The following is a 24,215-nucleotide window of genomic DNA, read 5'->3' on the forward strand; positions in this document are numbered from 1 at the left end:
CATGCTAGCCCTACCGGCCCGTATGGGAACCGGCCTGGCCGAAGGTTTTCAAGTTCGACCGATAAGCTCGCGCTATGACCCAATCCACCACATGGGAGTACGCGACGGTTCCGCTGCTCACGCACGCCACAAAACAGATCCTCGATCAATGGGGAGCCGATGGCTGGGAGCTGGTGGCGGTGCTGCCCGGCCCAACCGGTGAGCAGCACGTCGCCTACCTGAAGCGTCCGAAGTAGAAGTAAAGGGTCTTGATTCTGATGAACGCTACATCCCGGCTCGCCGAACTGGGTATCACGCTTCCGCAGGTGGCGGCGCCGCTGGCGGCCTACGTCCCCGCGGTACGAACCGGCAATCTCATCTACACCGCGGGGCAGCTGCCCTTGGAAGCCGGAAAGCTCCTCGGCACCGGCAAGGTTGGCGCCAACGTCACACCGGAGGAAGGTAAGGCGCTGGCGCGTGTCTGCGCGCTCAACGCGCTGGCCGCGGTGAACTCCCTGGTGGACATCGATTCGGTGACCCGGGTGGTCAAGGTCGTCGGGTTCGTCGCCTCCGCGCCGGGCTTTCACGGTCAGCCCAACGTCATCAACGGTGCCTCGGATCTGCTTGCCGAGGTGTTTGGCGACAAGGGCGTGCACACGCGTTCGGCGGTCGGTGTCGCGGAGTTGCCGTTGGACGCCCCGGTGGAGGTCGAGCTGATCGTGGAGGTCGGCTAGCCGCCGTGTCCGAGACAGCCGGGTCGCTGACGCATCCTGCATACGGCCGGTTACGGCCGGTCACCGACCTTGCCTCGGTCCTGGTTGCCGATAACCCGGGTCTGCTGACCCTGGAGGGCACCAACACCTGGGTGCTCCGCGGCCCACGCAGTGACGAACTGGTTGTCGTCGATCCCGGCCCGGCCGACGACGAGCACATTGCCCGAATCGCCGCGCTGGGCCGCATCGCGCTGGTGCTGATCAGTCACCGCCATGGCGATCACACCGACGGCATCGACAAGCTGTTCGAGCGCACCGGTGCGCCCGTGCGCGCCGCCGATCCCCAGTTCCTGCGCGGTGACCCGGTGGCGTTGAGCGACGGCGAGGTCATCGATGCCGGCGGGCTGAAAATCACCGTGTTGGCCACCCCGGGACACACCGCGGACTCGCTGTCGTTCGTGCTCGAGGATGCCGTGCTCACCGCCGACAGCGTGTTGGGGCGGGGGACGACCGTCCTGGACAAGCAGGACGGCAGCCTGTCCGAATACCTGGAATCGCTGCATCGGCTCCGCGGTCTGGGGCCGCGCATGGTCCTGCCCGGCCATGGGCCGGACCTGGCCGACATTCGGATCGTCGCGCAGGGATACCTGGCGCACCGCCAGGAGCGGCTCGAGCAGGTTCGCTCGGCGCTACGGGAACTCGGCGAGCAAGCCAGCGCTCGCCAGATCGTCGAACACGTCTACGTCGACGTCGACGAGAAGCTCTGGGATGCCGCCGAGTGGTCGGTTCAGGTGCAGCTGAACCATCTGCACCAAGCCGGGAGCCAGTCCTAGCGGGCTCGGCGGGCCAGCCGTTCGGAGTCCGAGATGAGCACGCTCTTGCCCTCCAGGCGGATCCAGCCCCGATGTGCGAAGTCGGCCAGCGCCTTGTTGACCGTTTCCCGGGAAGCGCCCACCAGCTGGGCGATCTCCTCCTGAGTCAAGTCGTGGGTGACCCGCATGGCGCCGCCCTCTTGGGTGCCGAAGCGCTGCGCGAGCTGCAACAGCTGCTTGGCCACCCGGCCGGGCACGTCGGTGAAGATGAGGTCGGCCAGGTTGTTGCTGGTCCGGCGCAGCCGGCGGGCCAGAACCCGCAGCAGCTGCTCGGCGATCTCCGGCCGATCGGCGATCCATACCCGCAGCGCGTCGCGGTCCATTGACACCGCCCGCACCTCGGTGATTGTGGTCGCGCTGGAGGTCCGAGGTCCGGGGTCGAAGATCGACAGCTCACCGAACATGTCGGACGGTCCCATAATGGTCAGCAGGTTCTCCCTGCCGTCCGGCGACCTACGTCCGATTTTCACTTTGCCGGCGACGATGATGTACAGCCGATCACCGGGCTCACCTTCAGCGAAAACCGTGTGTCCGCGGGGGAAGTCAACGGGCTGCAGTTGTTTGGTTAATGCTGCGACTGCGCCGGGTTCAACCCCTTGGAAGATTCCTGCCCTTGCCAGGATCTCGTCCACGTTGCCTCTTCAGCTTTCCAACGAAGTGATATGGGCGGGCCAATCTGTTGACCGTTGCCGAGTCTAAAGGTTATGCCAATCAGTACGACGTGCCAACGCTACACACGATTCACGTGTCGGGTCGACGTAAACTGCGGATTGGTCCGCAACTGGGCGTGCAGGTGGTTGAACGCGCCTTCCACCCCAGGTACGGCGTGATGCTTCCCGGTCAGGGCCCTTGGCGCCGAGGCGTCGCTGAGAGCCAGCGCTTGGCGTCGATGCAGATATTCCAATGCTTCGGGCATCCCCTCGCGGGCCAACGTGCGTACGTCGACGGCCCGAGCGTGGTCGAGAAACTCGGCGACGTCGGAAGCGCTCACGGTGTCGTCGGACAGCGCTACCTCCAGCCGACCCAGACCGAGCGTCGTCAGAATCAGCAACGCCGGAATACCCGCGACCAGCAACCATGACACAAGGGGAGTAAACACGGCTTCGAATCAACACCAGGTCTCAGCGAGATCACGAAATCAGTACTCTGTCGTAGGTGAGCGTGGCAAAGGTGTCTGGGGGGTCCAAGCCCACCGCGAATGCGTCCACCCCCAAGCTACCCAAGCGCTGGTCCGAAGAGACCCGGACAGCCTTGGTGCGGCGGGCGCGTCGGATGAATCGCAAACTGGCACAAGCGTTTCCCCACGTGTACTGCGAGCTGGACTTCACCTCGCCGCTGGAGTTGGCGGTGGCCACGATTCTTTCGGCGCAGAGCACGGACAAGCGGGTGAATTTGACGACGCCGGACTTGTTCGTGAAATACCAGACGGCGCTGGATTACGCCCAGGCCGATCGCCCCGAATTGGAAAACCTCATCCGCCCCACTGGTTTCTATCGTAACAAGGCGAACTCTCTCATCGGCCTCGGGCAAGCTCTCGTCGAGCGGTTCGACGGCCAGGTCCCGGCCACCATGGAGGAGCTGGTGACGCTGCCCGGGGTCGGGCGCAAGACGGCCAACGTCATCTTGGGCAATGCCTTCGACGTTCCCGGGATCACCGTGGACACTCACTTCGGCCGACTGGCGCGACGGTGGCGCTGGACCGCCGAAGAAGACCCGGTCAAGGTGGAACACGCGGTCGGCGAGCTGATCGAGCGCAAGGAGTGGACGCTGTTGAGCCACCGGGTGATCTTCCACGGCCGCCGCGTCTGCCACGCTCGCAAACCGGCGTGCGGCGTGTGCGTGCTGGCCAAGGATTGCCCCTCCTATGGGCTCGGTCCCACGGAGCCGCTGCTCGCCGCACCACTCGTGCAGGGTCCGGAGACCGAGCACCTACTGGCCATGGCCGGGCTGTGACCGCGCGCTAGTGCCGGAGCTGACGCGGCTGACACCTGGGGCTCGCTGGACCATTGCGGTGCTGGCGGTAGTGGTCGCGCTGATAATCGCGTTGGCCGCCCAGCTGCGAGAGGGTTCCGGGCCGGCGGGGCACACCGGTGCGCCGGTCGCGCGCGAACATCGTGATGCTGACACGCCGGCTGCCCTGGCCGGGCCACGACGGCGCTCGAACCTGCCGCCCTGTCCGGCCGGCGGCGCTGGTCCCGGCCCGGCCCGGTTGCAGGGCGTGGTGGTGGAATGTGCGGCCAACGGTGCGCCCGTCGATGTCGCCTCCGCCGTGGCCGGCCGCCGGGTGCTGCTCAATCTGTGGGCGTATTGGTGCGCGGAGTGCACGGCCGAATTGCCGGCGTTGGCCGAGTACCAACGACGCGTTGGATCCGAGGTGACCGTGCTGACCGTTCACCAGGACGAGAATGAAGCCGCCGCACTGGTGGAATTGGCCGACCTCGGCGTTCGGTTGCCGACCCTGCAAGATGGCCGCCGCAAGGTGGCGGCCGCGCTGGGGGTCGCGAATGTGATGCCCGCGACTGTGCTCCTGCGGCCGGACGGTAGCGTGGCCCAAACCCTGCCGCGAGCTTTCGGCAGCGCCGACGAGATTGCGGCTGCGGTCGGAAACCCGGCGTGACGAGCGCTTGGCCTAACTTGCCCGACCGGCCCGACCAGCCCGACAAGGAGGCACCGGTGAACGCGACCGTTGCCCTGACTCCCGAGGTCGGTCCGTCCTGGCTGCGCCCACTGGTCGACAACATCGATCGGGTGCCCGATGCGGTTCGGCGGCGGCTGCCGGCCGACGTGTTGGCGATGGTGACCGCAGCCAGCTCGACCGCATCGTTGCGTCGCGACGAGCGCGATGCCGCGGTTCTGGTGCTGTTCTCGGGTCCGGAGTCGGCCGACGGCCGGGTGCCCACCGATGCCGACCTGCTGCTGACGGTGCGAGCGTCGACGTTGCGCCACCATGCCGGTCAGGCGGCCTTTCCCGGAGGTGCGTCCGATCCCGGCGACGACGGGCCGGTTGCCACCGCCTTGCGTGAGGCCCACGAAGAAACCGGGCTCGACGTCAGCAGGCTTCATCCCCTGGTCACCATGGAGCGGACCTTCATTGCGCCCTCGCGCTTCCACGTCGTTCCGGTCCTGGCCTACTCGGCCGATCCCGGTCCGGTGAACGTCATCAACGAGGCCGAAACGGCGATCGTGGCGCGAGTTCCGGTCCGAGCCTTCATCAATCCGGCCAACCGGCTGATGGTGTACCGGCGTACGTTGAGCCGGCGCTGGGCCGGACCGGCGTTTCTGCTGAATCAAATGCTGGTTTGGGGATTCACTGGCCAGGTGATTTCGGCAGTGCTTGATGTTGCGGGGTGGTCGGAGCCCTGGGATACCAGCGACCTGCGTGAGCTGGATGACGCGATGGCGCTGGTCGGCGAGCAGGGTGGGCTGCGATGAACTCGATGACCCCGTCACAGTGGCTGGACATCGCCGTCTTGGCGGTCGCCTTCATCGCCGCTGTCTCCGGCTGGCGCTCCGGCGCGCTGGGCTCGATGCTGTCCTTCGCCGGTGTGCTGCTGGGTGCGATCGCGGGTGTGTTGCTGGCGCCCCATATCGTCAGCCACATCAACGCCCCGCGGGCCAAACTTTTCGCCGCGCTGTTCCTGATCTTGGGGCTGGTGGTGGTCGGCGAGGTCGCCGGCGTGGTGCTGGGACGGGCCGTCCGCGGCGCGATCCGTAACCGGCCGATTCGAGTGATCGACTCCGTCATCGGGGTCGGAGTGCAGCTCGTTGTGGTGCTGACCGCGGCGTGGTTGTTGGCGACGCCATTGACACAGTCCAAGGATCAACCGGAGCTGGCGGCGGCGGTTCGTGGTTCGCGGGTACTGGCTCAGGTCAACGAGGTGGCGCCCACCTGGCTCAAGACGGTGCCCAAGCGACTCTCGGGGTTGCTGAACACGTCGGGTCTGCCGGCCGTCTTGGAGCCGTTCAGTCGCACCCCGGTCATTCCGGTCGCCTCGCCAGATCCGGCGCTGGCGCGAAATCCGGTGGTCGAGGCCACCGCGCCAAGCGTGCTCAAGATCCGCAGCCTGGCGCCGAGTTGCCAGAAGGTGCTCGAAGGCAGCGGCTTCGTGATCGCGCCGGACCGGGTGATGACCAATGCCCACGTGGTGGCGGGGGCCAACAGTGTGCAGGTGTTTGCCAGCGGCAAGCCGCTGGATGCCACGGTGGTCTCCTATGACCCCTCGGTGGACATCGCGATCCTGGCCGTGCCGGGTTTGCCGCCGCCACCACTGATCTTCGCCGAGCGGGAAGCGCCAACCGGTACCAACGTGGTGGTGCTGGGTTATCCCGGCGGCGGGAATTTCACCGCGACTCCGGCCAGGATTCGCGAGGCCATCCGACTCAGCGGCCCCGACATCTACCGCAACCTGCAGCCGGTGACCCGCGACGTCTACACCATCAGGGCCAACGTGGAGCAAGGTGATTCGGGCGGGCCGCTGATTGATCTCAACGGCCAAGTGCTTGGCGTGGTGTTCGGCGCGGCGGTCGACGACCCGGACACCGGGTTTGTCCTCACCTCCGGCGAGGTGGCCAGTCAGCTGGCCAGGATCGGCGCTACCGAGCGCGTCGCCACCGGATCCTGCGTCAGCTGAGCCGCGCGTCGCGGGTCTGCTCGAAAAACCGCATCAGGTGCCGGTTGATCTCTTCGGGCGCTTCCTCATGGCTGTAATGGCCCACGCCGGCGACCGACACGTAGCGTCCGTGCGGTGCATAACGTTGGGTGCGCTCCACCGGGGCGGCCAGGACGTAGGGATCGGCGTCGCCGCGTAGGTGCAAGATGGGGACGCCGGGGCGTTGATTCATGGAGCGCATGAATCGGTGGCCTTCCCCGCGTAGCTGGCTGCGCACCGCCCAGCGCTGGTACTCCAGTGCGCAGTGCGCGGCGGCCGGGATCTGGATGGCCCGCCGCAGATAGCCGATGCTCTGCGAGAAATCTTCCGAGGCCGCCCATTTGGCGCTGGTGCGGCTGCGGATCAGCCGTTCGATTTCCTCGGCGTTATCCCGGGTCAGCAAACGTTCGGGCCACAGCGGCACCTGGTAGCGCAACAACGTCGGCAACAGCGCGCGCCCCTGATCGCGCCTGGTCAGGGTGGATCGCCGCAGCGCGGCCGGGTGCGGTGAGCTGATCAACGCGATGGCACGCACCAATCGGGGATGCAGTAGCGCGGTGGTCCAGCAAGCCAGCCCGCCGTCAGCGTGGCCGACCAGGGTGGCCGAGGAATGTCCGAGCGCACGGATCAGTCCGGCCGTATCGCCGGCCAGGGTCCAGCCGTCATAGCCGCGGGGCGGTTTGTCGCTGCCGCCGTAACCGCGCAGGTCGACGGCGACCACCCGGGCACCGGTGAGCCCGCGCAGCTGATGACGCCAGGACCACCAGAACGACCCGAACCCGTGCAACAGCATCACCAGGGGCTGGGTGGTGCTCGGTGCGTTATCGCGCTGGCCGGCCGGGACGGCCTCGACCACATGAAACCGGATGCCGTTGGCGTGGATGTCCAGATGGCGCCATGGCCCGTCGATGCGGGTGATCGACGGATCTGGTGCGGGCATTTACCAACCCGAAGGATCAGTGACCGGCTTGCCGGGCGCGGGGGCGGAGGGTTCGACCGCGGTGGACTTGTCGTGGCCCGGGATCAGCGCGGTGCGGGTCTCCTTGACCGACTCGATGGTTTGTCGTGGTCCTCGGATCCGGCGGACTTTCAAGAAACCCAGCAAGGCGAGCATGCCAGTGGTCAAAACCATGAGGCCGAACACAATGAGAAACGCCACCCAACGCCATAGCCAGGTGTCGAGCAGCTCGGCGAGGAAAAAGAACAAGAAAAAGGTGGAGTAGAACAGCACCACCAGGGCGGCAATGAAGAAAACGCTGCCCGTCAGGCCCTTCTTGACATCACGCGTGATCTCGGCGCGCGCCAGTTCCACCTCGGCCCGCACCAGCGTCGACATCTGAGTTGTCGCGTCTTTGATCAGGTCGCCGATCGACGGCTCAGCCGGCATCGCATGCGGGTCCGCCAACGGAATCGTGGTCAGCGTGCTGGGCACGCCGTTCTTGCGATCAGGTTTGCTCACAGACGGTCCTCTCGATTTGACGGCCGCGGTTTGGCGGTCGTCGCGGATTATGTTGCCATGCGCTTCGGTGCCGTACGAGGCGAGTCGATCACCGCGCGGGACGGGGCCGGATCAAGCCGGTTAATTGACGCTTGCGCACCATTCCAACAGCAACGGGGCAGGTCCCGCGATCATCTACACTGGCGCATCTGTTCTGATGTTTGACCAGCCGACGGGAGTACCACTTTGCAGACGGCACACCGCCGCATTTCGTCGGCGATCGTGACCGTGCTCTTGGCCCTTGTGTTCGGGCCCGCCAACGCTGCGGCTGCCGACGACAAGGTTCCGTTGGGTGGCGGTGCCGGCATCGTCGTCAACGGGGGCACTTTGTGCACCCTGACCACCATCGGGCACGACAAGAACGGCGATCTCATCGGTTTCAGCTCCGCGCACTGCGGGGGTCCCGGCGCCCCGGTCGCCGCCGAAGGGGCCGAAGACAAGGGCGTGGTGGGCACCATGGTTGCCGGCAACGACAGCCTTGACTATGCGGTGATCAAGTTCGATCCGGCCAAGGTGACACCGGTGGCCAACTTCAACGACTTTGCGATCAACGGCATCGGCCCGGACCCCACCTTCGGGCAGATCGCGTGCAAGCAGGGCCGCACTACGGGCAACTCCTGCGGGGTGACCTGGGGGCCGGGCCAGGATCCCGGAACCATCCTGATGCAGGTCTGTGGCGGCCCCGGCGACTCCGGGGCGCCGGTGACGGTCAACAACATGCTGGTCGGGATGATTCATGGCGCGTTTAGTGACAGCCTGCCCACCTGCATCACCAAATACATCCCGCTGCACACCCCCGCCGTGGTGATGTCGATGAACGCCGACCTGGACGACATCGCGGCCAAGAACCGGCCCGGATCGGGGTTCGTCTCAGTACCGGGCTGAGGCCTCAGCTATTTGGCGGCGTTGCGAATCGCGTCGAACACCGTGGGATCGAGCAGTGTCGAGGTGTCGCCGAGTTCGCGCTTTTCGGCGATGTCACGCAGCAGCCGCCGCATGATCTTGCCGCTGCGGGTCTTGGGCAGCTCCGGCACCACGTGGACCTCCCGTGGGCGGGCGATGGGCGAGATCGCCTCGGCCACCTCGGCGCGCAACTCCTCGCTGGTCCCGTCGTGCTGCTCGTAGTTGCCGCGTAGCACGACGAACGCGCAGATGGCCTGCGTGGTGGTGTCGTCGACCACCCCGACGACCGCCGCCTCAGCCACACCCGGGTGACCGACGAGTGCCGATTCCACCTCCGCGGTGGAGATGCGGTGCCCGGACACGTTCATCACGTCATCGATACGGCCCAGCACCCAGATCGCCCCGTCGGAGTCGAGGCGGGCCCCGTCCCCGGCGAAGTAGTAGCCCTTGTCCTCGAACTTCGACCAGTAGGCGTAGTGGAATCGCGCGGGGTCGCCCCAGATGCCGCGCAGCATCGATGGCCATGGCTGGTCCAGGACCAGGTAGCCGGTGACGTGCGTGCCCTCATCGGTCTCCGGCGCCAGCGGATCGCCATGATCGTCGACCACCTTGGCCGAAATGCCGGGCAGCGGAGTCATCGCCGACCCGGGTTTGGCCGCCGCGATCCCGGGCAGCGGTGAGATCATCGCCGAGCCGGTCTCGGTCTGCCACCAGGTGTCCACAATCGGCGTGTGTCCGGCGCCGACGACGTCGCGGTACCAGCGCCAGGCCTCGGGGTTGATCGGTTCGCCGACCGAGCCCAGCAGCCGCAGGCTGGACAGGTCATGCGCGTCCGGGATCGCGCGGCCCCATTTCATGAAGGTGCGAATCAGCGTCGGGACGGTGTAATAGATTGTGACACCGTATTTTTCGATGATCTGGAAGTGACGGTGTTCGTCGGGCGTATTGGGTGTGCCCTCGTAGAGGACCTCGGTGATGCCGTTGGCCAGCGGACCGTACACGCCATAGGTGTGGCCGGTGACCCAGCCGATGTCGGCGGTGCACCAGAACACGTCGGTCTCGGGCTTGACGTCGAAGATGGTGTGCACCGTGTAACAGCACTGGGTGAGGTAGCCGCCGCTGGTGTGCACGATGCCCTTGGGCTTGCCCGTGGTCCCCGAGGTGTACAGCAGAAACAAGGGCTGCTCGGCGTCGAAGGGCTCCGGTGTGTGTTCGGGTGACGCCGAGTCGACGACGTCATGCCACCACAGGTCGCGTTCGTCGTTCCAGGACACGTCGATTCCGGTGCGCCGCACCACCAGGACATGCTCGACGGGGCTGTCCGGCTGACTGACCGCCTCGTCGGCCGCGTCCTTGAGCGGAGCCGGATGGCCGCGACGGAACTGCCCGTCGTTGGTGATCAGCAGCTTGGCCTGGGCGTCGACGATCCGGGCGTGCAGAGCGTTGGCGGTAAAACCGCCAAAGACCACGCTGTGCATGATTCCCAGCCGCGCGCAGGCCAGCATCGCGATCACGGCCTCGGGGATCAACGGCAGATAGATGGCGACCCGGTCGCCGGCCACCAGGCCGAGGCCGGTCAGCGCGTTGGCCGCCTTGGATACTTCGGCCTGCAGATCGGCGTAGGTCAGCGTGCGGCTGTCCTCGATCGGCTCGCCCACCCAGTGGATCGCGACGCGATCCCCGTTGCCGGCCTCGACATGGCGATCCACGCAGTTGTAAGCGACGTTGAGTTTGCCGCCGACAAACCAATTGGCGAACGGCGCATCCGACCAGTCCAACACCTCACCGAATGGGGTGGCCCAGGACAACCGGTCGGCCTGTTTGGCCCAGAATGCGAGCCGGTCCTCTTCGGCCTCGCGGTACAACTCGGCGCGGGCGTTCGCCTGCTCGATGAATTCGGCCGGGGGAGGGTAGGACGACGGTTCTTCAGCACTGGTGGCGGTCACTGGCGTGTCTCCTATGTTGAGCTTCATCGAGCTCTTCTTCGCTCGGCGTGAGCCTAACTCGCCAGGATGTAAATGCCACTGATGGCCTGGGGGGAACGTCGCCGCGATATCGCCAACGCGCCGATCGCCATCAGGACGGCACCGATGACACTGAGCCGGGTGCCCGGCGCTCTACTCGGCGGCGCCGCGGGGGCCAGTATGGTCGCTGTCATGCGGCGGATGCGGGCCACCCTGGCAGTCGTCGCCGTGTTGCTGGCGGTCTCACCGGTGGCGGCCTGCGGCGGCGGCGTGCTCAGCCCCGATCTGGTGCTGGTCAACGGTGGGGAGCCGCCGAACCCCCTGATCCCGACCGGCACCAACGACAGCTACGGCGGTCGCATCATCGACCGCCTGTTCGCCGGCCTGGTGTCCTATGACGCCAAGGGCAAGCCGTCGCTGGAGGTGGCGCAGTCGATCGACACCACCGACAACGTCAACTACCGGATCCTTCTCAAACCCGGCTGGAGATTCACCGACGGCTCACCGGTAACCGCGCATTCATTTGTCGACGCCTGGAACTATGGGGCGCTGAGCACGAATGCACAACTGCAACAACACTTCTTCAGCCCGATCGAGGGATACGAGGAGGTGGCCGGTGAGCCGGGGGAAGGAAAGCCGACCACGATGTCGGGATTGCATGTGGTCAACAACCGGGAGTTCACCGTGCGGCTGCGCGCGCCGACCATCGATTTCATGTTGAGCCTGGGACATAGCTCGTTCTATCCACTGCCCGAGGCCGCCTTCAAGGACATGGCCGCGTTTGGCCGCAACCCGATCGGCAACGGCCCATACCGGCTGGACAGTGGCGGCGAGGAACCGGCGTGGGAACACAACGTCAAGATCGACCTGGTGCCCAATCCGGATTACCGGGGCAATCGCAAACCCCGCAACAAAGGTCTGCGCTTCGAGTTCTACGCCAACCTCGAAACCGCCTACTCCGATCTGTTGTCCGGCAATCTCGATGTCCTGGACACGATTCCGTCCAGCGCGCTCACCGTCTATGGGCGCGACCTCGGGGACAACGCCACCAGCGGCCCTGCCGCGATAAATCAGACCCTGGATACCCCGTTGCGGTTGGCACATTTTGGTGGGGAGGAGGGGCGGTTGCGCAGGTTGGCGCTGTCGGCGGCCATCGACCGGCCCCAGATCTGCCAGCAGATCTTCAACGGAACCCGCAGCGCCGCGCGCGATTTCACGGCCCGGTCACTGCCCGGATTCGACCCCCACATTCCGGGTAACGAGGCCCTGGACTTCAACCCGCAGCGGGCGCGGCAACTTTGGGCGCAGGCCAACGCGATCTCACCGTGGAGCGGCAGCTACGCCATCGCCTACAACGCCGACAGCGGCCATCAGGAATGGGTGGACGCGGTGGCCAACAGCATCAAGAATGTGCTGGGAATCGAGGCGATGGGTGCGCCGCAGCCCACCTTCGCGGGTTTGCGCACCCAGATCACCAACCGAACCATCGACACCGCATTTCGCGCGGGGTGGCAGGGCGACTTTCCCTCGATGATCGAGTTCCTGGCTCCGCTGTACGGAACCGGTGCGGGATCCAATGATGTCGGCTATTCCAACCAGGAGTTTGACGACGCCCTGGCGGCTGCCGCGGCCGCGCCCACCCTTCAGGAGGCCGATCGGCTGGCCAACGTCGCGCAGCGAATCGTGTTTCACGACATGCCAACGATCCCGCTGTGGGACTACATCGCCGTTGTCGGGTGGTCCACCGAGGTCAGCAATGTGCAGGTGACGTGGAACGGTCTGCCCGACTACGAGAACCTCGTCAAGGCCTGACATGGTTTGGTACGTAGCTCGCCGGATCTTGGCGATGGTGCCGGTGTTTCTCGGCGCGACACTGCTGATCTACGGCATGGTGTTCCTGCTGCCCGGGGATCCGTTGGCGGCCATCGCCGGCGATCGGCCGTTGACGCCCGCGGTGGCGCAGCAGCTGCGCGCGCGCTATCACCTCGACGACCCATTTCTGGTGCAGTATGCCCACTACCTGGGTGGTGTCCTGCACGGCGACCTGGGCCGCGCATATTCCGGGCTGCCGGTCAGTGCTGTTCTGGCGCATGCATTCCCGGTGACCATTCGGCTGGCCTTGATCGCGCTCGCGGTCGAGGCCGTGCTGGGGATCGGCTTCGGGGTGATCGCCGGATTGCGCCAAGGCGGCATCTTCGACGCCACGGTGCTGCTTACCGGGCTGATCATCATCGCGGTGCCGATCTTCGTGCTGGGCTTCCTGGCGCAATACCTCTTCGGTGTGCGACTGGGGCTGGCGCCGGTCACGGTCGGGGCCAGGACGACTTTGGACCGGTTGCTGTTACCCGGGATGGTGTTGGGCGCGGTGTCATTCGCCTACGTGGTGCGGCTGACGCGGTCCGCGGTGGCCGCCAACGCCCATGCCGACTACGTCCGCACCGCGACGGCCAAGGGGTTGTCGCGGCCCCGGGTGGTGACGGTGCACATTCTGCGCAACTCACTGATCCCGGTGGTGACGTTTCTGGGCGCGGATTTGGGCGCGCTGATGGGCGGCGCGGTGGTGACCGAAGGCATTTTCAACATCCACGGTGTCGGCGGGGTGCTGTATCAGGCGGTCACCCGGCAGGAGGCGCCGACGGTGGTGTCGATCGTGACGGTGCTTGTCATGGTTTATCTGCTCACCAATCTGCTGGTGGATCTGCTCTACGCGGCGCTGGACCCACGGATCAGATATGGCTGAGCTCGGGGGCTTTTGGTTCGATATCCTCGGCGGCTTGCGGCGGCGGCCCAAGTTCGTCATCGCGGCCGTCCTGATCGTGTTCATTCTCTTCGTCGCCGCGTTTCCGTCCCTGTTCACCGGGATCGACCCCAGCTACGCCGATCCCAGCCAGAGCATGTTGAGCCCCTCTACGGCGCATTGGTTCGGCACCGACCTGCAGGGCCATGACATCTACGCACGCACCGTCTACGGAGCCCGCGCCTCGGTCGTGGTGGGACTGGGTGCGACGGCGGCCGCGTTCATTGCCGGCGTGACGTTGGGGGCCCTGGCCGGCTACTACGGAGGCTGGCTGGACGCCGTGGTTTCGCGCATCACCGATATCTTCTTCGGTCTGCCTCTGCTGCTGGCCGCGATCGTGCTCATGCAGGTGATGCATCACCGCACGGTGTGGACCGTGATCGCCATCCTGGCGTTGTTCGGTTGGCCGCAGATAGCCCGGATCGCCCGCAGTTCGGTGCTCGAGGTGCGCGGCAGCGACTTCGTTCTGGCCGCCAAAGCATTGGGTATGAGCCGGTTTCAGATCCTGTTGCGCCACGCGCTGCCCAACGCGATCGGGCCGGTGATCGCGGTAGCCACGGTGGCCCTGGGCATCTTCATCGTCACCGAAGCCACGCTGTCATACCTCGGGGTGGGTCTGCCGCCGACGGTGGTGTCCTGGGGTGGCGACATCAACGTGGCGCAGATGCGACTGCGGGCCGGCTCGCCCATCCTGTTCTATCCCGCCGGTGCGCTGGCGGTGACCGTGCTGGCCTTCATGATGATGGGTGACGCGTTACGCGACGCCCTGGATCCGGCATCACGGGCGTGGCGGGCATGAGCACCGCGGCGGCCCCGCTGTTGTCGGTGCACGGCCTGCAGGTCCGGTTCGGCACCGACGAACCCGTGGTTGCCGGCATGGATCTGAGCGTTTATCGCGGGCAAACCGTTGCGGTGGTGGGAGAGTCGGGATCCGGTAAGTCCACCGCGGCCGCGGCCATCCTGGGGCTGCTGGCCCCCGGTGGCCGAATTACCGCTGGCCGCATCATTTTCGACGGACGTGACATCACCTCGGCGGACCGGCGCGTGATGCGCACCATTCGGGGCCGCGAGATCGGCTACGTTCCCCAGGACCCGATGACCAATCTCAACCCGGTTTGGAAGGTCGGCTTTCAGATCCGGGAGGCATTGCGGGCCAACACCGATGGGCGCGACGCGCGACGGCGCACGGTAGAGCTGCTGGCCCAGGCCGGGATGCCGGACCCGGACAAGCACGCCCAGCGCTACCCACATCAACTGTCCGGCGGCATGTGCCAGCGCGCCTTGATCGCCATCGGGCTGGCCGGCCGGCCCGCTTTGCTCATCGCTGACGAGCCGACGTCGGCACTGGACGTCATCGTGCAGCGTCAGGTGCTCGACCATTTGCAGCGCCGAACCGACGAGCTCGGCACCGCGCTGCTGCTGATCACCCACGACCTGGCGCTGGCGGCTGAACGGGCCGAGTCGGTGCTGGTTGTCCATCACGGCGTGGTGGTGGAAGCCGGTACCGCAAGCGACATTCTGCGCAGTCCGCAGCACGAATACACCAAGCGACTGGTGGCCGCCGCACCGTCGTTGACGGTGCGTGACCCGCGCCGAGCGCCGGCGAGGGGCCCGGTTCCTGGCGGGGCGGACCAGCCCGCCGGTGGTTGCGGCGACATCCTGAGCGTCTCGGAATTGACCAAGATCTATCGGGAGTCCCGGGGCGCGCCCTGGCGGCGCGGCGAGTTTCGGGCCGTCGATAGCGTGTCGTTCCGATTGCGGCGGGCGAGCACCTTGGCCATCGTGGGCGAGTCGGGATCGGGTAAATCAACGGTCGCGCGCATGGTGCTGGGTCTGCTGCAACCGACCTCGGGCACGGTGTCCTTCGACGGAGCCCGAATCCAGCCGGACAAGTTGGATCGCGACGCGCAGCTGGCCTTTCGGCGCCGGATACAGCCGGTGTTCCAGAACCCGTACAGCAGCCTGGATCCGATGTACTCGGTGTTTCGCGCCATCGAGGAACCGCTGCGCATCCACCGCGTCGGCGACCGTGCGCAGCGCCGGCAGATGGTGGCCGAGCTCGTCGACCAGGTGGCGCTGCCGTCGTCGGTGTTGGGTCGGCTGCCCCGGGAGCTGTCGGGTGGCCAGCGGCAACGCGTGGCGATCGCCCGAGCGCTCGCGCTGCGCCCCGACGTGCTGGTGTGCGATGAGGCGGTCTCGGCGCTCGATGTGCTGGTGCAGGCCCAGATTCTGGATCTGCTGGCCGAATTGCAGGCGGACCTGGGCCTGGCGCACCTGTTCATCAGCCATGATCTGGCGGTCGTGCGGCAAATCTCCGACGACGTCCTGGTCATGCGCGCCGGTCAGGTGGTGGAACATGCCCCGACGGAGGAAGTGTTCACCCGGCCCGGCGCGCAGTACACGCAGCGCCTGCTGGAGGCCATTCCAGGTGGCCCGGTGGCTCCCCGCTAGGTTGACATGCTGTGACTGCTGACCCGCTGGCCGCGCTGATGGAGCTCCCCGGCGTCGGTGACGCCAGCGACCGCGCCCGCGAGGCGCTGGGGCAGGCGCACCGGCATCGGGCCAACCTGCGTGGCTGGCCGGTGACCGCTGCCGAGGCCGCGCTGCGCGGGGCCCGCGCCTCCTCGGTGCTCGACGGTGGCCCCACGCGACTGGAAGATTTGGTGGACGCGTCCGCCGGTGACCCCGTTGTCAACGATCCGGTCTTCGGGGGCGCGCTGCGAGTGGCGCAGGCGCTCGAAGGCGGCGCGGGGCCGTTGGTCGGCGTGTGGCAGAAGGCGCCGCTGCAGGCGCTGGCGCGTCTGCACATGCTGGCCGCCGCTGACCTGGCGGCCGACGGCGGGTTGGGCCGCCCGCGCGCCGACGCGGGCATCGGGCCTCGTCTGGAACTGCTTGCGGATCTGGTGACACGACCGACGCGAGCGTCGGCGCCCGTTATCGCCGCGGTCGCCCATGGAGAGCTGTTGACGCTGAGGCCGTTTGGCACCGCCGACGGCGTCGTCGCCCGCGGGGTGTCGCGGCTGGTGACCATTGCGACCGGACTGGATCCGCACGGACTCGGGGTGCCCGAGGTGAGTTGGATGCGACAGCCCGTTGGCTACCGCGATGCCGCGGATCGATTCGCCGAGGGCACGCCCGCCGGGCTGGCGGCCTGGTTGGTGCTGTGTTGCCGAGCGATGGAGGCCGGGGCGCAGGAGGCTCTGGCGATCGCAAACTCGGTGCCGCGTAGCTAGCCGTTGATAGCTGGCGCCCCGCATTTGCGTCGCAATCGCACCGAAATAGGAATTGTTCCAGAAATGCAATGCGGGCGGCGACCGAAAGGATTTTCGAGTCGCCGCCCGCCAACACGGATCTCGGTTACCAAGCGTGCATTTGTGGGCTGCGTGGGTTGGCCTCGGCGCTTTTGCGACCCTTCTGGCTGCAGTCCCACCCAAAGGGCCGTCGGTACCATCTGAATTTCGCGATTACGCAGGCCCGCAACACTTCTGACATTATCGCGGCTATGACTCCGCGTGGGTTCCGGGGGCCGTGCTGGGTGCCCGGGTCGGGAGGACGAACCTTCTCTTCCGGTTCGACCTTGGCTTCACCGGGCTGCCGTGACTCCATTTCTACTACCGGAGCCTGGGCGCAGCAAGGCCTAATTCATGAAAGTTCTGCAACGACTTATTTTTCGGGCGCGCAAAACGTTTGCTCGAGAGGTAGTTGTTGGCGCCGGGACGTCGGTGCTAGAAAGCGAAGCGGCGCAGCAACAGGTAGCTGACCGCTCCGGCGGCCAGTGCGCTGATTCCGACCGCGGCGCTAGTGGCGATCGCGGCGCCCGACGGTGCCGGGATGCGATCACGCAAAGACACTGGGCGAGAGAAGGACAACACCGGCCAACCCCGCTCCATGGCTTCCTTGCGCAAGCCGCGGTCGGGGTTGACCACCGAGGGGTGGCCGACGGCCTCGAGCATGGGCAGATCGGTGATCGAGTCGGAGTAGGCGTAGCAGTGTTCCAGCGGATAGCCCTCACGGGCGGCCAGCTCGCGAATCGCCTGAACCTTGCCTTCGCCGTAGCAATAGAAGGCGACCTCGCCGGTGTACTTACCGTCCGCCACGACCATCCGGGTCGCCATCGCGTGGGTGGCGCCCAACGCGCGGGCGATCGGGCCCACAATCTCCTCGCCGGAGGCGGAGACCACCACGACGTCACGTCCACACAGTTTGTGGCCGGCTATGAGGTCTGCGGCTTCGGCGAACACCAGCGGCGTCAGGATGTCGTGCAGCGTCTCGTTGACTATCGACTTCACCTGTTCCGCGTCCCAGCCGGTGCACATGTTGGTCATGTGGGTGCGCATCCGGTCCATCTGGTCATGGTCGGCGCCGGAAAGCAGAAAGATGAACTGCGCATAGCTGGATTTGAGCACGGCTCGTCGGTTCATCAGGCCCTGCGCGAAGAAAGGTTTGCTGAACGCCAGCGTGCTGGATTTGGCGATGATCGTCTTGTCCAGGTCGAAAAACGCCGCGGTGCGGGCGCGCGCAGGAGGCTTTTTCGGTGACTGCGGTGAGTCTTGCTGCTGCGCGGCCGGGTCGGAGACGGTCGCCAGACCAGCATAGGTGTGCGGTCTGTCGAGCCGTGATCGCGCCGTCCGCGACGGCGATTGACAATGAATGTTGTCGACGTGTTGTCCTTATTTGTACGGCTCAAGCCGTATTTTTCGATTTGCACCGATACTTGCGTTAATCCAGTCTGGCATGTGTATAGTAAGCATTACTCGGCCATGAGCCGAGGGTGCATCAGTCCGACCCCCGGGGCTGAAGCACGACGACCTCCGCCTCCTCCCCCCCTGGCGGGGGTCGTCCCTTTTGTGGGGTAAAAAATTTTCGCCTCCGTCACTCCAATGCCTTGCGGCACCCGTTTTGGCGCCCTCCGGGGAGTTGCGGAGATTCTCGAAGTCCTGGTGGTCCGGGCCGACTCGGAGCCGGGCGGCCCGCGCGATTGTGCACAGCTGCGTCTCTTTCCACAAATTCGCGATTGACCCTGGTGGGCACGGGCGCTCGGCCGGCACGGTAGCTGGGTGACCAAGCCACTTCATACCGCGACCGACAGCGCCGGCGTGTTGTCGATGCTTGTCGACCCGAAGCTGCGTGACGAGCTGGATCGAGTCGCCGCGGCCGTGGGCGTTCGGATCGTCCATGGCGACGGTCGCAAACCGGTGACGCGAAAGGCATGGTCGGCCGCTGGAGCCGTGGTGCTCGATCCCGCGGCAGCGCGGGGTTTGAGCCAAGCCGCCTTGCCCCGGCGCGCCCACGTCTGCCTGCTGACCGGAGCTGAGGCCGGGACCGATACCTGGGTGACCGCCGTCGCGATCGGCGCCGGCGCCGTGTTGCAGATGCCCGAACAAGAGGGTGAATTGATCCGCGAACTCGCCGAAGCGGTCGAGGCAGCGCGGGACGAGGGTCTTGGCGGCGAGGTCGGCCAGGTGATTGCCGTCATCGGAGGCAGTGGCGGAGCGGGGGTTTCGTTGTTCGCGGCCGCCCTGGCCCAAAGTGCCGCCGATGCTCTGCTGGTTGACCTGGACCCCTGGGGTGGGGGCATCGATCTGCTGATGGGTTGCGAAAACCTCCCCGGCCTACGCTGGCCGGACCTGTCCTTGCAGGGCGGACGGTTGGCCTGGTCGGCCGTGCGCGATGGCCTGCCGCGGCACCGGGGGATAAGCCTGCTGTCGGGTACCCGGCGCGGCCAGGAGTTGGATTGCGGTGCGGTTGGCGCGCTCATCGACGCCGGTCGCCGTGGTGCAGTGACCGTGGTCTGTGATCTTCCCCGACGGCTGACCGACGCCGTGCAGGTCGCACTGGACCGCGCCGATCTCGTCGTGCTGGTCTGTCCCTGCGACGTACGCTCCTGCGCTGCCACCGCAACGATCGTTCCGGTGCTTGCCGCGATCAATCCCCACCTGGGACTGGTGGTGCGCGGGCCGTCGCCGGGCGGGTTGCGGGCGGCGGAGGTGGCCGATATTGCCGGGGTGCCTTTGCTCGCATCGATGCGAGTGCAGCCTCGGTTGGTCGAGCAACTCGAACACGGCGGACTGCGATTGCGGAGGCGATCGCCGCTGGCCGCCGCGGCCCGCCGGGTGCTCGCGCTACTGCCGAATTCGACGGCGGTACCGGGCGGTCGGGCCGCATGAACGGACCACTGATCGAACGTGTCCGTGAGCGGCTGACGACCGAACCCGGGCCGCCGAGACCCAGCGTGGTGGCGGCGGCGATCCGCGCCGAGTCCGGCGGGATGCTTGGCGACACGGAGGTGCTCGCCAATCTTCGGGTGCTGCAGACCGAGCTGACCGGTGCCGGCATTCTCGAGCCTCTGTTGTGTGCCGACGGCACCACGGACGTCCTTGTCATCGCGCCCGACGCGGTGTGGGTTGACGATGGAAACGGGCTGCGCCGCAGCGAGGTTCGATTCGCCGACGAGGCGGCGGTGCGGCGGCTGGCGCAACGGCTGGCGTTGGCGGCGGGACGCCGGCTCGATGACGCGCAACCCTGGGTGGACGGACATCTCGGTGGGATCGGTACCGGTGGACTGACGGTGCGGCTGCACGCCGTGCTGCCACCGGTGGCCGCCGCCGGCACCTGCCTGTCGCTGCGCGTGCTGCGGCCCACCACAGTGGATCTGGCGGCGCTCATCGCCGCCGGCGCGATCGCCGAGCAAGCCGCCGAGCTGGTCGGTGAAATCCTTGCCGCGCGTCTGGCATTCCTGGTGTGCGGGGGTACCGGTGCCGGAAAGACGACCCTGCTCGCCGCGATGTTGGGAGCCGTCGGCGGCTCGGAGCGGATCGTGTGCGTCGAAGACGCTGCGGAATTGGCTCCGAGGCACCCACACCTGGTCAAACTGGTGGCCCGCTGCGCGAATGTCGAAGGCGCCGGCAAAGTCACGCTGCGCCAACTCGTCCGCCAGGCGCTGCGGATGCGGCCCGACCGCATCGTCGTCGGCGAGGTTCGGGGAGCCGAAGTGGTGGACCTGCTCGCGGCGCTGAACACCGGACACGAGGGCGGCGCGGGCACCGTGCACGCCAACAGCCCCGGTGAGGTTCCGGCTCGGCTGGAGGCGCTGGGCGCCCTGGGGGGCTTGGACCGCGCGGCGCTGCACAGCCAGCTTGCCGCGGCGGTGCAGGTGCTGCTGCACGTCACCCGCGATCAGGGTGGGCGGCGCCGGCTCAGCGAGATTGCCGTTCTACACAGGGCCGAAGACGGTCTCGTTGCGGCGCTGACCGCGTGGCACGCGGACCGGGGCATGGAGCAAGACGGCGGCGCCGTGTTGCGCGGCCTGCTCAGCGGGCGGGGGACGCCATGACCGGTCTGGTGCTGGCCGCGCTGATGGTTGCGGCCGCGATCGCCGTGCTGTCGGTTCCGGTGCGGCGCCGGATCAGCGTCAACGATGTTCGTGGGCACTCGAATTGGCTATCCGCAACGCGATGGCTCGGCTGTCTGCTCGCCTGCGCGCTGGCGGGCGCCGTCCTGGTGATGCCACTGACAACCGTGCTTGCGGTCGCGGTGGTGGCGGGGACCGCGAGCCGGCGTCGTCGCCGGCGCTGGGTCCGTGCCCGCGGCGTGCGGGAGGGGTGGGCGTTGGAGGCGGCACTCGAGATTTTGGTCGGTGAGCTGCGCGTGGGTGCCCATCCGGTGCGCGCATTCGGCGTCGCCGCCGACGAAACCGATGGTCCGGTGGCTGCGGCCATGCGTGGTGTGGCGGCACACGCCCGATTGGGTGCTGACGTCACCGGTGGCCTGCGTGCGGCCGCCCGGCGGTCGGCCCTGCCCGCGCATTGGGAACGACTAGCCGTGTACTGGCAATTGGCCAGTGACCACGGTCTGGCCATCGCCACCCTGATGCGGGCCGCCCAACGTGATGTCGCGCAACGTCAACGATTTACGGCAAAGGTTTCGGCGGGACTGGCCGGCGCCCGCGCCAGCGCGGGCATTCTGGCTGGGCTGCCGGTACTCGGGGTAGTGCTGGGGCAGCTCATCGGAGCCCAGCCGTTGGCCTTCTTGCTCGGCGGGCATCTGGGCGGCTGGCTGCTGGTGGTCGGCCTGGCCCTGGCGGCCGGTGGTCTGTGGTGGTCGGACCGGATCACCGACCGGGTGATGCCATGAGCAGGCCCCGATTGGCAGCGCGCCCATGAGCGTTGCCGCAATCTTGTTGGCCATGGCCCTATCGGTGGGGGGCCGGCGCGCGGTGGTGCGGGCACGGCCCAGGACGCCGTCGCACCCGGGTGCGCTTGGGGTGGAACAGCCAACCCGGCCAGCGCGTGGTGAGGATCCACTGGCGTTCGCATCGTGCCTGGATGTGTTCGCCACTTGTCTGGCCTCGGGCATGGCGGTGCCGGCCGCCGCCGCGGCGACCGCCCGATCGGCGCCACCGGGGCTCGCGCGGGTGCTGTCGCGCGCGGCCGAGTTGCTGATGTTGGGCGCCGACCCGTCCGTAGCCTGGTCGGCCCCGCCGGAGTTGCCGCTGAGTTCGGTCGACGGCCACGTAGATGCGTTGCTGCGCTTGGCGCGGCGCTCGGCTTGCTCCGGTGCCGCACTCTCCGATGCTGTCGGCGAACTGGCCGCGCAGTCACGCCACGATGCGACGCACGCGGCCACGGCGGCCGCCGAACGTGCCGGTGTGCTCATTGCCGGCCCCCTCGGGTTGTGTTTTCTACCGGCCTTCGTGTGTCTGGGCATTGTTCCGGTGCTGGCCGGGTTGGCCGCCAAGGTGCTGGATTCCGGTCTGCTGTGACGATCCGGGGAAGGGAAGACATTGATGAACAACATTTTTCGGGTGATGCTGGCTCGCCTGACACTTCTGGTGACCGACGACTCGGGCATGTCCACCGTCGAATATGCTTTGGGCACAATCGCAGCGGCCGCTTTCGGCGCCATCCTGTACACGGTTGTGACCGGAGATTCGGTCGTGTCCGCGTTGACCCGCATCATCACCCGGGCGCTGAGCACCAAGGTCTAGGTACCGATGCCGGGTTCAGCAGTGTTGAAGCGGCCCTGGCGATCGCCTCGCTGGTCGTGGTGCTGGCGCTGTGTCTGGCCGGGATCTGTGCGTTGTCAATGCAATTGCGCTGCGTGGATGCCGCTCGCGAGGCGGCCCGGTTGGCCGCGCGTGGCGACACTGGCACGGCCCTGCGGGTCGCTCGAGCGATTGCGCCGCCGGCCGCGCGGGTTCGGCTGCGAAGAGACGGTGAGCTGGTGCTCGTCTCGGTGGTTGCACGTTCAAAGCTATTGCCGGAATTGGCTATATCCGCTGAGGTGGTCGCCGTCGCAGAGCCGGGATGACCGCGGTTCGGCTACCTTGCTCGCGGCCTCGATGATTGCCGTCTTGCTGTGCATTGCCGGCACCGGTGTGTACCTGGGTGCGGCGATGGTGGCCCGGCACCGGGCTCAGACGTCGGCGGATCTTGCCGCACTGGCCGGCGCGGCACGGCTAAGCTCCGGTGCGGCGCAGGCCTGCGCGCGTGCAGCGGCGGTGGCCCGGGCGATGCGGGTCGGTGACGTCGAATGTGTGGTGCGTGAGCTTGACGTGGTCGTCACGGTCGAGGTGCCGATCGGCATTGCGGGCGCCGCGCGCGCGGTTGCCAGGGCCGGGCCGATCGATACGCCAGAGCGGGCCCACTCAATTCATCGACAGTGAAATCGGGTCTACTCTGCGGCCGCCGGAAAGCCGGCCTCGGCGAGTTCTTCCTCGCTGGGCAATCGCAGCGAAATCAGTCCGGCGAACGTCTCCGGTTCGAGTTCGATTCGGTTGACCGTGACGTGGACCGGCACCCATTCGTCAGCACCGCGCCCGGGTAGCCGTAGCACCGCGCTGGCCGCCCCTTTCGCGAATTTATCTGTCATGGAAGTGATCACAGGCCTGTCGTCGGGATGAACCCGCGGCCCGTCTTCCTCGCTTCGCCTCCAGTCGTAGAAGGAGCACGGCTCATCGAGCCACTTGAGCAGCGACCAATTGTTCAGGTCAACCAGTGCGCGGTGAACTCCGACTTGCGCAAGTCCGTTCAGTATCCGCCGGGCCAGATCGTCGATCGGCACCACCGGTTCTTTCTGCTCGGCCCGCCAATTGATCGCTCGTGCGACCAGGTGTTCACGGCCGTCTGGGCCCTCTTCCAGGGCGCTGTGTACGGCAAATCCGATTCGGATCGGCTTCCCGCGCCAGTCGGTTAGATCCCATGTGCTGCACAAAGTTTGACCTGGCTCCGGTTTGACGACCATGGCCAGGAACTTGGTCTCGTTCGGGTTGAGCTCCCGGGACGGCAGATCTTCGGCGAAGGCCCGGCCGTAGGTGACTTCGAGGTCCGGATTCTTGCCGCTGTTGGCCAACGACTCCCGGGTGTCGGTTGCCACTCCCAGGGTCAGATTCCACTTGAGGGGGCCTGGCGTTGGCCGTTCGGGCGGCTCCTCGTTGGCGGGACCGGTCCACACGTGCACACCATGAATGCGGCCGTCTGACATCACGACTGGTTCGGTGCGGATCACCCGGTCACTCTTGGGAGTGATGCTGGTCAGGCTCTGCCCAGTCTGTAGCGATTCGGCGATCGCGGTGCGAACTGCGGAAAGGTAGGGGCTGCGGCGCAGGAACTTGGTGATCGGAACGAGACTTTTGAGTTGACGCCCCTGCGCCACCACCGCGGGTTCGTCCCCCAGGGTCTCCACGAGCAGCCAGTCGTGGGTCATAGGCGCAGTCTACTGTTCGCTAGAGGCGGCCACGAGTCGGTGGGTATCCAACGATATTGGAATCCCGTTGCCGCACAGCGCATACCTGCTGACATATCCGGGCAAACGCTACCACGCTGTCCCGGTTGCCCCCGGA

At 66.8% G+C, this 24,215-nt stretch carries 27 protein-coding genes; 20 read left to right on the forward strand and 7 right to left on the reverse strand.

The annotated features are described in order from the left end of the window. Nucleotides 1-74 precede the first annotated feature (74 nt). Genes SHTP_RS01365 through SHTP_RS01375 form a run of 3 tightly spaced genes read left to right on the forward strand, consistent with a single transcriptional unit; the run spans nucleotide 75 to nucleotide 1,525 of the window. A complete protein-coding gene (locus SHTP_RS01365; protein WP_012396683.1) occupies nucleotides 75-236 on the forward strand; it encodes a Sp36 family protein in 162 nt (53 codons plus the stop codon). 21 nt (nucleotides 237-257) lie between these two features. After that, nucleotides 258-713 (forward strand): RidA family protein, encoded by a 456-nt coding sequence (locus SHTP_RS01370; protein ID WP_096369552.1) that lies wholly within the window; start codon nucleotides 258-260, stop codon nucleotides 711-713. Between the two features lie 5 nt (nucleotides 714-718). Then, on the forward strand, nucleotides 719-1,525 hold the full coding sequence (locus SHTP_RS01375; protein ID WP_011741881.1) for an MBL fold metallo-hydrolase: 807 nt from the start codon (nucleotides 719-721) through the stop codon (nucleotides 1,523-1,525). On the opposite strand, the gene crp is transcribed toward SHTP_RS01375, so the two are convergent. Beyond that, complete coding sequence (gene crp / locus SHTP_RS01380) at nucleotides 1,522-2,196, reverse strand: cAMP-activated global transcriptional regulator CRP (RefSeq protein ID WP_096369553.1); 675 nt, start codon at nucleotides 2,194-2,196, stop codon at nucleotides 1,522-1,524. The genes SHTP_RS01375 and crp overlap by 4 nt on opposite strands. A 98-nt stretch (nucleotides 2,197-2,294) precedes the next feature. After that, on the reverse strand, nucleotides 2,295-2,663 hold the full coding sequence (locus SHTP_RS01385) for a hypothetical protein (protein WP_231991255.1): 369 nt from the start codon (nucleotides 2,661-2,663) through the stop codon (nucleotides 2,295-2,297). A 173-nt stretch (nucleotides 2,664-2,836) separates the two neighbouring features. On the opposite strand from SHTP_RS01385, the gene nth reads away from it, so the two are divergent. From nth to marP, 4 genes are read left to right on the forward strand one after another with little or no spacing between them, the layout of a single operon-like run. Then, nucleotides 2,837-3,517 (forward strand): endonuclease III, encoded by a 681-nt coding sequence (gene nth, locus SHTP_RS01390; RefSeq protein ID WP_096369554.1) that lies wholly within the window; start codon nucleotides 2,837-2,839, stop codon nucleotides 3,515-3,517. 10 nt (nucleotides 3,518-3,527) lie between these two features. Beyond that, nucleotides 3,528-4,181 carry a TlpA family protein disulfide reductase gene (locus SHTP_RS01395; RefSeq protein WP_020785231.1) on the forward strand — a complete coding sequence of 218 codons (654 nt, stop codon included), beginning with the start codon at nucleotides 3,528-3,530 and terminating at the stop codon, nucleotides 4,179-4,181. Nucleotides 4,182-4,198: 17 nt separating this feature from the next. Next, nucleotides 4,199-4,996 (forward strand): NUDIX hydrolase, encoded by a 798-nt coding sequence (locus tag SHTP_RS01400; RefSeq protein WP_036451171.1) that lies wholly within the window; start codon nucleotides 4,199-4,201, stop codon nucleotides 4,994-4,996. A 5-nt stretch (nucleotides 4,997-5,001) separates the two neighbouring features. Then, a complete protein-coding gene (marP, locus tag SHTP_RS01405) occupies nucleotides 5,002-6,195 on the forward strand; it encodes an acid resistance serine protease MarP (RefSeq protein WP_096372258.1) in 1,194 nt (397 codons plus the stop codon). On the opposite strand, the gene SHTP_RS01410 is transcribed toward marP, so the two are convergent. Together SHTP_RS01410 and SHTP_RS01415 are read right to left on the reverse strand one after the other, a co-directional pair. Continuing rightward, nucleotides 6,188-7,153 carry an alpha/beta fold hydrolase gene (locus tag SHTP_RS01410; RefSeq protein WP_015357497.1) on the reverse strand — a complete coding sequence of 322 codons (966 nt, stop codon included), beginning with the start codon at nucleotides 7,151-7,153 and terminating at the stop codon, nucleotides 6,188-6,190. The two genes, marP and SHTP_RS01410, sit on opposite strands and share 8 nt — an antisense overlap. Next, a complete protein-coding gene (locus tag SHTP_RS01415) occupies nucleotides 7,154-7,672 on the reverse strand; it encodes a phage holin family protein (RefSeq protein ID WP_011741874.1) in 519 nt (172 codons plus the stop codon). It lies immediately after the preceding gene. 225 nt (nucleotides 7,673-7,897) lie between these two features. On the opposite strand from SHTP_RS01415, the gene SHTP_RS01420 reads away from it, so the two are divergent. Continuing rightward, nucleotides 7,898-8,596, forward strand: coding sequence for a chymotrypsin family serine protease (locus SHTP_RS01420; RefSeq protein WP_011741873.1), 699 nt, complete (start codon nucleotides 7,898-7,900; stop codon nucleotides 8,594-8,596). Nucleotides 8,597-8,604: 8 nt separating this feature from the next. On the opposite strand, the gene acs is transcribed toward SHTP_RS01420, so the two are convergent. Then, nucleotides 8,605-10,587 carry an acetate--CoA ligase gene (gene acs / locus SHTP_RS01425; RefSeq protein ID WP_420866642.1) on the reverse strand — a complete coding sequence of 661 codons (1,983 nt, stop codon included), beginning with the start codon at nucleotides 10,585-10,587 and terminating at the stop codon, nucleotides 8,605-8,607. Between the two features lie 171 nt (nucleotides 10,588-10,758). Here acs and SHTP_RS01430 point away from each other — a divergent pair, with 171 nt between their 5' ends. From SHTP_RS01430 to SHTP_RS01450, 5 genes are read left to right on the forward strand one after another with little or no spacing between them, the layout of a single operon-like run. Next, nucleotides 10,759-12,390: a peptide ABC transporter substrate-binding protein gene (locus SHTP_RS01430; RefSeq protein ID WP_096372260.1), complete on the forward strand. Its 1,632-nt coding sequence runs from the start codon at nucleotides 10,759-10,761 to the stop codon at nucleotides 12,388-12,390. Nucleotide 12,391: 1 nt separating this feature from the next. Then, a complete protein-coding gene (locus tag SHTP_RS01435) occupies nucleotides 12,392-13,318 on the forward strand; it encodes an ABC transporter permease (RefSeq protein WP_012396670.1) in 927 nt (308 codons plus the stop codon). After that, complete coding sequence (locus SHTP_RS01440) at nucleotides 13,311-14,174, forward strand: ABC transporter permease (RefSeq protein WP_197706210.1); 864 nt, start codon at nucleotides 13,311-13,313, stop codon at nucleotides 14,172-14,174. The genes SHTP_RS01435 and SHTP_RS01440 overlap by 8 nt, the downstream gene beginning before the upstream one ends. After that, entirely contained in the window at nucleotides 14,171-15,826 is a 1,656-nt protein-coding gene (locus tag SHTP_RS01445; RefSeq protein ID WP_096372261.1) for a dipeptide ABC transporter ATP-binding protein, read from the forward strand. Before SHTP_RS01440 ends, SHTP_RS01445 begins: the two co-directional genes overlap by 4 nt. Nucleotides 15,827-15,837: 11 nt before the next feature. Then, nucleotides 15,838-16,608 carry a hypothetical protein gene (locus tag SHTP_RS01450; protein WP_012396667.1) on the forward strand — a complete coding sequence of 257 codons (771 nt, stop codon included), beginning with the start codon at nucleotides 15,838-15,840 and terminating at the stop codon, nucleotides 16,606-16,608. A gap of 492 nt (nucleotides 16,609-17,100) precedes the next feature. Here SHTP_RS01450 and SHTP_RS01460 read toward each other — a convergent pair whose 3' ends face one another. Beyond that, complete coding sequence (locus SHTP_RS01460) at nucleotides 17,101-17,961, reverse strand: HAD-IB family hydrolase (RefSeq protein ID WP_096369555.1); 861 nt, start codon at nucleotides 17,959-17,961, stop codon at nucleotides 17,101-17,103. Between the two features lie 519 nt (nucleotides 17,962-18,480). Between SHTP_RS01460 and ssd the strand changes: the two genes are divergently transcribed. Genes ssd through SHTP_RS01495 form a run of 7 tightly spaced genes read left to right on the forward strand, consistent with a single transcriptional unit; the run spans nucleotide 18,481 to nucleotide 23,039 of the window. Continuing rightward, nucleotides 18,481-19,542, forward strand: coding sequence for a septum site-determining protein Ssd (gene ssd / locus SHTP_RS01465; RefSeq protein WP_085981944.1), 1,062 nt, complete (start codon nucleotides 18,481-18,483; stop codon nucleotides 19,540-19,542). After that, on the forward strand, nucleotides 19,539-20,708 hold the full coding sequence (locus SHTP_RS01470) for a TadA family conjugal transfer-associated ATPase (protein WP_096369556.1): 1,170 nt from the start codon (nucleotides 19,539-19,541) through the stop codon (nucleotides 20,706-20,708). The genes ssd and SHTP_RS01470 overlap by 4 nt, the downstream gene beginning before the upstream one ends. Then, nucleotides 20,705-21,508, forward strand: coding sequence for a type II secretion system F family protein (locus SHTP_RS01475; RefSeq protein WP_096369557.1), 804 nt, complete (start codon nucleotides 20,705-20,707; stop codon nucleotides 21,506-21,508). The genes SHTP_RS01470 and SHTP_RS01475 overlap by 4 nt, the downstream gene beginning before the upstream one ends. Nucleotides 21,509-21,533: 25 nt before the next feature. Continuing rightward, on the forward strand, nucleotides 21,534-22,136 hold the full coding sequence (locus SHTP_RS01480) for a type II secretion system F family protein (protein ID WP_096369558.1): 603 nt from the start codon (nucleotides 21,534-21,536) through the stop codon (nucleotides 22,134-22,136). A gap of 24 nt (nucleotides 22,137-22,160) precedes the next feature. Beyond that, the gene (locus SHTP_RS01485; protein WP_096369559.1) at nucleotides 22,161-22,361 is read left to right on the forward strand and encodes a DUF4244 domain-containing protein; all 201 of its coding nucleotides are present in this window, start codon (nucleotides 22,161-22,163) and stop codon (nucleotides 22,359-22,361) included. 35 nt (nucleotides 22,362-22,396) lie between these two features. After that, nucleotides 22,397-22,684 carry a TadE family type IV pilus minor pilin gene (locus SHTP_RS28275; protein WP_276527073.1) on the forward strand — a complete coding sequence of 96 codons (288 nt, stop codon included), beginning with the start codon at nucleotides 22,397-22,399 and terminating at the stop codon, nucleotides 22,682-22,684. 31 nt (nucleotides 22,685-22,715) lie between these two features. Further along, the gene (locus SHTP_RS01495; protein WP_231991256.1) at nucleotides 22,716-23,039 is read left to right on the forward strand and encodes an Rv3654c family TadE-like protein; all 324 of its coding nucleotides are present in this window, start codon (nucleotides 22,716-22,718) and stop codon (nucleotides 23,037-23,039) included. An 8-nt stretch (nucleotides 23,040-23,047) separates the two neighbouring features. Here SHTP_RS01495 and SHTP_RS01500 read toward each other — a convergent pair whose 3' ends face one another. Further along, complete coding sequence (locus SHTP_RS01500; RefSeq protein WP_096369561.1) at nucleotides 23,048-24,079, reverse strand: PAS domain-containing protein; 1,032 nt, start codon at nucleotides 24,077-24,079, stop codon at nucleotides 23,048-23,050. Between the last annotated feature and the right edge of the window lie 136 nt (nucleotides 24,080-24,215).

Origin of the sequence: Mycobacterium ulcerans subsp. shinshuense, assembly GCF_002355775.1 — a bacterium.
Classification (GTDB): Bacteria; Actinomycetota; Actinomycetes; order Mycobacteriales; family Mycobacteriaceae; genus Mycobacterium; species Mycobacterium marinum.